Source organism: Gluconacetobacter sp. (assembly GCF_047721585.1).
In the GTDB taxonomy this organism is placed as follows: Bacteria; Pseudomonadota; Alphaproteobacteria; order Acetobacterales; family Acetobacteraceae; genus Gluconacetobacter; species Gluconacetobacter dulcium.
Window position 1 is genome coordinate 1 of the sequence record NZ_JBDNXE010000185.1, and the last position, 5,742, is coordinate 5,742.

The 5,742-nt window shown below is 69.3% G+C and carries 7 protein-coding genes; 4 read left to right on the forward strand and 3 right to left on the reverse strand.

Going from position 1 to position 5,742, the window contains the following annotated elements; genetic code table 11:
* Positions 1-56: 56 nt before the first annotated feature.
* Positions 57-1,403: a hemolysin family protein gene (locus ABF821_RS19570; protein ID WP_114727546.1), complete on the forward strand. Its 1,347-nt coding sequence runs from the start codon at positions 57-59 to the stop codon at positions 1,401-1,403.
* On the opposite strand, the gene ABF821_RS19575 is transcribed toward ABF821_RS19570, so the two are convergent.
* From ABF821_RS19575 to ABF821_RS19585, 3 genes are read right to left on the reverse strand one after another with little or no spacing between them, the layout of a single operon-like run.
* Positions 1,394-2,020 carry a glutathione S-transferase family protein gene (locus ABF821_RS19575; RefSeq protein WP_415531293.1) on the reverse strand — a complete coding sequence of 209 codons (627 nt, stop codon included), beginning with the start codon at positions 2,018-2,020 and terminating at the stop codon, positions 1,394-1,396. The genes ABF821_RS19570 and ABF821_RS19575 overlap by 10 nt on opposite strands.
* Positions 2,017-2,706 carry a Rieske 2Fe-2S domain-containing protein gene (locus ABF821_RS19580; RefSeq protein ID WP_415531294.1) on the reverse strand — a complete coding sequence of 230 codons (690 nt, stop codon included), beginning with the start codon at positions 2,704-2,706 and terminating at the stop codon, positions 2,017-2,019. Before ABF821_RS19580 ends, ABF821_RS19575 begins: the two co-directional genes overlap by 4 nt.
* Positions 2,703-2,981 carry a hypothetical protein gene (locus tag ABF821_RS19585; RefSeq protein ID WP_415531295.1) on the reverse strand — a complete coding sequence of 93 codons (279 nt, stop codon included), beginning with the start codon at positions 2,979-2,981 and terminating at the stop codon, positions 2,703-2,705. The genes ABF821_RS19580 and ABF821_RS19585 overlap by 4 nt, the downstream gene beginning before the upstream one ends.
* 91 nt (positions 2,982-3,072) lie before the next feature.
* On the opposite strand from ABF821_RS19585, the gene pncA reads away from it, so the two are divergent.
* From pncA to ABF821_RS19600, 3 genes are all read left to right on the forward strand, one after another.
* Positions 3,073-3,675 carry a bifunctional nicotinamidase/pyrazinamidase gene (gene pncA / locus ABF821_RS19590; RefSeq protein WP_182973340.1) on the forward strand — a complete coding sequence of 201 codons (603 nt, stop codon included), beginning with the start codon at positions 3,073-3,075 and terminating at the stop codon, positions 3,673-3,675.
* Between the two features lie 105 nt (positions 3,676-3,780).
* Entirely contained in the window at positions 3,781-4,905 is a 1,125-nt protein-coding gene (locus ABF821_RS19595; RefSeq protein WP_415531296.1) for a BMP family ABC transporter substrate-binding protein, read from the forward strand.
* The coding region (locus ABF821_RS19600) for an ATP-binding cassette domain-containing protein (RefSeq protein ID WP_415531297.1) at positions 4,898-5,742 on the forward strand (845 nt) is incomplete at its 3' end. The genes ABF821_RS19595 and ABF821_RS19600, both read left to right, overlap by 8 nt.

Below are 5,742 nucleotides of genomic sequence, written 5' to 3' on the forward strand. Positions count from 1 at the left end.
CCCGCAGCCCTCCCCGCACCCTGCCCCGCGCTCGCCGCGCAGGCGGAGGCACGGCCATGATGCTGCTGGCCGGACTGGTCGCGGTCGTCATCCTGATCGGGTTCAGCATCCTGATCGCCCTGTCCGAGATCTCGTTCGCGGCGGCACGCGAGGTGCGGCTGCGCACGCGCGCCGAGGCCGGCGACAGCCGGGCGGTCAATTTCCTCCGCCTGCGCCGCAACAGCGGCCAGGTGGTCACGGTGCTCCAGATCTGCCTCAACGCCGTCGGCGTGCTGGGCGGCGTGATCAGCAGCGACATGGTCACCCCGCCGCTGGCCGACATCCTGCGCCACGCCGGGCTGGAAGAGGCCGTCGCCGGCCATGTCGCCTCCACCCTGTCGTTCGTGCTGATCACGGGCCTGTTCGTGCTGTTCGCCGACCTGCTGCCCAAGCGCATCGCCATGAACGCGCCCGACCGCGTGGCACTCAGCATCGGCTGGTTCCCCGCCATCGCGCTGAAGGTGCTGTACCCGTTCGTCTGGATCTTCTCCAAGATGTCGGACGTCATCCTGCGCGCGCTCAAAATCCCCGCCGCCTCGGCCGTCGAGCCGGTCACACCGGAAGATTTGCGCGCGATCCTCGCCGCCGGCACCGCCTCGGGCGTCCTGCTGGAGCAGGAACACCAGATGATCCAGAACGTCCTCGGCCTGCAGGACCGTTCGGTCACCTCGGCCATGACCCCGCGCGACGAGATCGTGTTCCTCGACATGCAGGAAAGTGCGGAAAGCCAGCGCGACAAGGTGCGGGCCAAGCCCTATTCCCGCTACCCGCTCTGCAATGGCGGGCTGGACAACGTCATCGGCTCGATCCGCGCCGAGGACGTGCTGGCCGCCGTGGTGGAAAAGCCCGAGGACGTGGACCCCACGGCGACGATCCTGCCGGTGGCCAAGCAGATCACCCGCATGCGGCGCGACGTGCTCTCGCTCCCCGACACGCTCAACCTGTGGGATACGCTGGCCCAGTTCGACACCCACGGCGCCGGCTTCGCCCTGATCGTCAACGAATACGGCCTGGTCGTCGGCCTGATCACCTTCAAGGACATCATGGGCGCGCTGATGGACGGCCTGGCCAACCCGTTCGAGGAACAGGCCATCGTCCGCCGCGACGAGAATTCCTGGCTGATCGACGGCGCCGCCCCGATCGGCGACGTGATCCGCGAACTCGGCGTCCCCGACCTGCCCGACAGCCACAATTTCGATACGATCGGCGGCTTCGTCATGCACCGCCTGCGCCGCATGGCGCGCAAGGCCGACAAGGTCGAAGCCGCCAATTTCCTGTTCGAGGTCGTGGACGTCGAAGGCTTCCGCATCAACCAGCTCCTGGTCACGCGCCGCCCCCGCCGTCCGGAAACCGATCAGCCGTAATCGGGAATACCGGGCATGGTCACGAAACCCGGCAGCGCCCGCACCGCCCGCACCCAGCGCCGCAGCGCCGGATAGGCGGAATGCTCCTCCCCCCAGTCGCGACACAGCGCAACGGTGGGGAACAACGCGATATCGGCCACCGTCGGCCCCTCACCCACCACCCACTGTCCCCCATCCAGCCACCGATGGGCCAGATGGTCCTCCACGATCCGCAACGCCGCCACCGCCGCCCGCCGCCGGGCGGACTGTTCGTCTCCCACCCCTGCGAACAGACTGGCCCGCCGCATCAGCAACGCCGCGCGCAACGGCCCACCGGCAAACTGCACCCAGTGCACAACCCGCGCAAAATCCGCAGCCCCCTCAGGCAACCATTCCGCCCGTCCATGCGCCAGCGCCAGCAACACGGCCTGCGCACCACAGACCGCCTGCCCCTCCATGCGCAGCACCGGCAACACCCCGGCCGGCGAAACCGCCCGAAAAGCCGCGCTGTCCTGCTCCCCACCGGGCACGACATCGACCACCACCCGGCGCGCCTCCACCCCCAGCAGCGACAGAAACAGCCGGACCCGATAGCAATCCTCGTCCAGTTCGTCGTCGTACAGCACCAACGCGCTCATGCCACGGCTCCCGCCAGAAAGACCTGCCCGGCCCGCTCCTCCGCCCGCGCCCGCACATCCTGCCCCCAATCGGCCAGATCATGCAGACGCGCCACCTCCGCAGGTCCCGCCGCCAGCAGGTGCAACATGCACGCGCCCTCGCCCTCGCCAACCGGCAGCAGCGCCGCCAGCACCCGGCCGTCCACATCACGGTCCAGCACGGCAGCCAGTTCTCCCTCCGGCAGCCCGATCGCAGCCGCCACACCCTGCCACGGTGCCTCGATCCGCAGCGACCGTACCGGCACCCACGACGCAGCAGCCAGCGCCGGATCATCCTCCGGCAACGCCCCGCCTTCATCAGCAGCCGCAGCCCAGATCAGCCCCCAACACTCCACAACCCGCAGCGGCGCCGCCCGGATCGTCCCCGGAGGCGACAGGTCGGGATGCGCCGGAATATGCACGCAACGCCCATCCGCCCCGAAGCGCCAGCCATGATACAGGCAGGCCAGCACGCCCTCACGCACGAACCCCAGGCTCAACCGCATCCCCCGATGCGGGCACCGATCGTCCCAAACATGCGCCTGCCCCTGCCCGTCGCGCCACACCGCCAGGTCCCGCCCCAGCATGGTGCTGCCGGCCGTCGTGCCGGGCGCCAGATCCGCCGACAACATCAGCGGATACCATCCGCCCTCACCCGTCACGCTCATACTCCGTCTCCCCCCTCAACCTCATCCTCCCCCGCCACCGGCAGGCAGCGCACCACCGGCACCAGGCACGCCGCCGGCCCCAGACGGCACGCCATCTCGAAAGCACCGACCAGCGGCTCCGGCCCTGCCACGTCGAGCACCACCCGCGCCGGCCCGGTCTCCACCACCACGCACGCCAGCGCCATCAGCGCCGCGCGCTCATGGGCAAAGCCCACGATGGCCTCCACCGCGGCGCATCCATCCAGTTCCAGACGCATCCGCTCCCACCGGCTCATGCCACCCCCGTTCCGTCCCCGAATCCCCGATAGCCCGACCGCCCGAAACGTGCCATCCCTGTTCCGAAACCGTACCGAACGGAGAGCCGCCATGATCCATGTCACATCCCACGATGCGCTGCTGGTCATCGACCTCCAGAACGATTTCCTGCCCGGCGGCGCGCTGGCGGTCCAGCAGGGCGACGCGGTCATCCCGGTCATCAATCACCTGACCCTCCTGCCCTTCGGCCAGCAAGCCGCCAGTCAGGACTGGCATCCGCACGGCCACGTCTCCTTCGCCAGCACCCACGGGCGGAAAGCCACGACCGATCACTGGCCTGACCATTGCGTGGCAGGCACCCACGGCGCGGCACTGGCGGCCGCCCTGCACCAGTCGCGAATCGGCATGGTGATCCGCAAGGGCCGCGACCCGGATATCGACAGCTATTCGGCCTTCATGGACAACGACCGCGCCACCCGCACCGGCCTGGATTCGTGGCTGACGGGACTAGGCATAAACCGTGTCTTCATCGCCGGACTGGCCCTGGATTATTGCGTGCGCTTCACCGCCATCGACGCAAAGGCCCTTGGTTTCGAGACGATCGTGGTCGAAGATGCATGCCGCGCGGTCGGCTCCGATCCGCAGGCGACATGGCAGGACCTGGCCCGGCACGGCATCACCCGCGCCCACGCCAGCGAACTCGCCGGCCTGTAGAACAGGAGGCGACCCGTTTCCGGGGGGAAACGCCGGCACCGGGTGGGACCGGTGCGGGCGAGCATCGAGAGGGGAAAGCGGAACCATGACCATTCCGGGTCAGGTATGACCACGCACGCGCCGAACAGACGGCTTCTGACATCCCGACGACATATGCTGGGCCTGGCCGCCGGAGCGGCCGGCAGCGGGCTCATGCGTCCCCCCGGCCTGCGGGCACACCCCCGCCTCCTGCCCCCGATCGCCGAGGCCGACGCTCTGGTCGCCTTCGGCCATACCAGCCCGATCACCGACGGCGGCTGGACGATGATGCACAATCAGGGCGTGGAGGCCGTGCGCCGGGCCTTCCCCAACCTGCGCACGATCTATGTCGAAAGCGTGCCCTACTCGGCCGACGCCACCCGCATCTTCCGCCAGTTCGTGGCCGAGGGCGCACAGATGGTCATCGCCACCTCCAACTACGGCGATTTCATCCGCGACGTCTCCGACCGCGCGCCCGACGTCGCCTTCACGGAATGCGACGGCCACGCCGTCAGCGGCAATCTGGGCTGGTATTACATCACCCACTGGTATGCCAGCTACATCATCGGCATCGCCGCCGGACTGATGACGCGCACCAACAAGATCGGCTTCATCGGCTCGTTCCCCATCCCGTCGGTCTATGCCGGCACCAACGCGGTGCTGCTGGGCGCGCGCTCGGTCAACCCGGCGGTCACGATGCAGGCGATTTCAATCAACGCGTGGTTCGACCCGCAGGCCGCCACCCAGGCCGGCACCGCGCTGGCCGAAAACGGCTGCGACTTCCTGTGCGGCATCATGGACGAACCGGCCTACCTGCGCGTGGCCGAACAGCGCGGCATCAAGGCCGCGATGTGGAACACCGACATGCGCCAGTACGGCCCCGAGGCCTATGTCAGCTCCGTCACGCTCGATTTCCGCGATTATTACGTCTCCCAGGTCCGCGCCCGCCTGGCCGGCACCTGGCAGCCCCAGGGCCACTTCCTCACATTGGGCCACGGCGTGGACCGCGATCCGTGGGGCCGCACCGTACCGCCGGAGGTCGCAGCCCAGGCCGATGCGATGCGCACGCGGATCATGGCCGGCTACAACCCGTTTCGCGGCCCGATCCGCGACGCCGCCGGCCGCCTGCGCGTTCCGGCTGGCGAAGTCATGGACGACGCCCGGATCTATCAATGGGACTGGGCGGTCGAAGGAGTCACCGGCCTTGACTGACCTGCCGCACGCCCGAAACGACGCCCCGCCGCCGGTCCCCCCCGGCACCCCCCCGATCCTGCAATTGCAGGGCATCTGCAAATATTTCCCCGGCGTGATCGCCAACCAGGATGTCAGCCTGGACATCGCACCGGGCGAGATCCACGCCCTGCTGGGCGAAAACGGCGCCGGCAAGTCCACGCTGATGAACGTGGTGACCGGCATCTACCAGCCCGACGGCGGCGAGATCATCCTCGACGGCTACGGCCAGGTTTTCGCGGCTCCGCAGGACGCCATCCGCGCCGGCATCGGCATGGTCCACCAGCACTTCAAGCTGGTCCCGGCCTTCACGGTGGCCGAGAACATCCACCTGGGCTGGCGCGACACCCCTTTCCTGGCCTCGTCGAAGGTGCTGGAAGCCCGCACCCGTGCGCTGTCGGAGCGGTTCGGCTTCTCCGTCCGCCCCGACGCCATCGTGGCCGACCTGTCGGCCGGCGAGCAGCAGCGGGTGGAAATCCTCCGCGTCCTCGCCCGGCAGGCCCGCCTACTGATCCTCGACGAGCCGACGGCCGTGCTCACCCCGGCCGAAACGCGCGACCTGTTCCGCGCCCTGCGCGCCTTCCGCGCCCAGGGCAACGCGGTGATCCTGATCAGCCACAAGCTGGACGAGGTCATCGACATCTCCGACCGCATCAGCATCCTGCGCGCCGGCCGCAATGTCGGCACCTACCGCACGGCGGACTGCACCGCCGCCGGCCTCGCCACCACCATGGTCGGGCGCGAGATCGTCCGCCGCGACCTGCGCGCCCGCGCCCCCGGCGCCACCCCTGCCGCGCCGCCGGGTGCAGACCCCGCCGG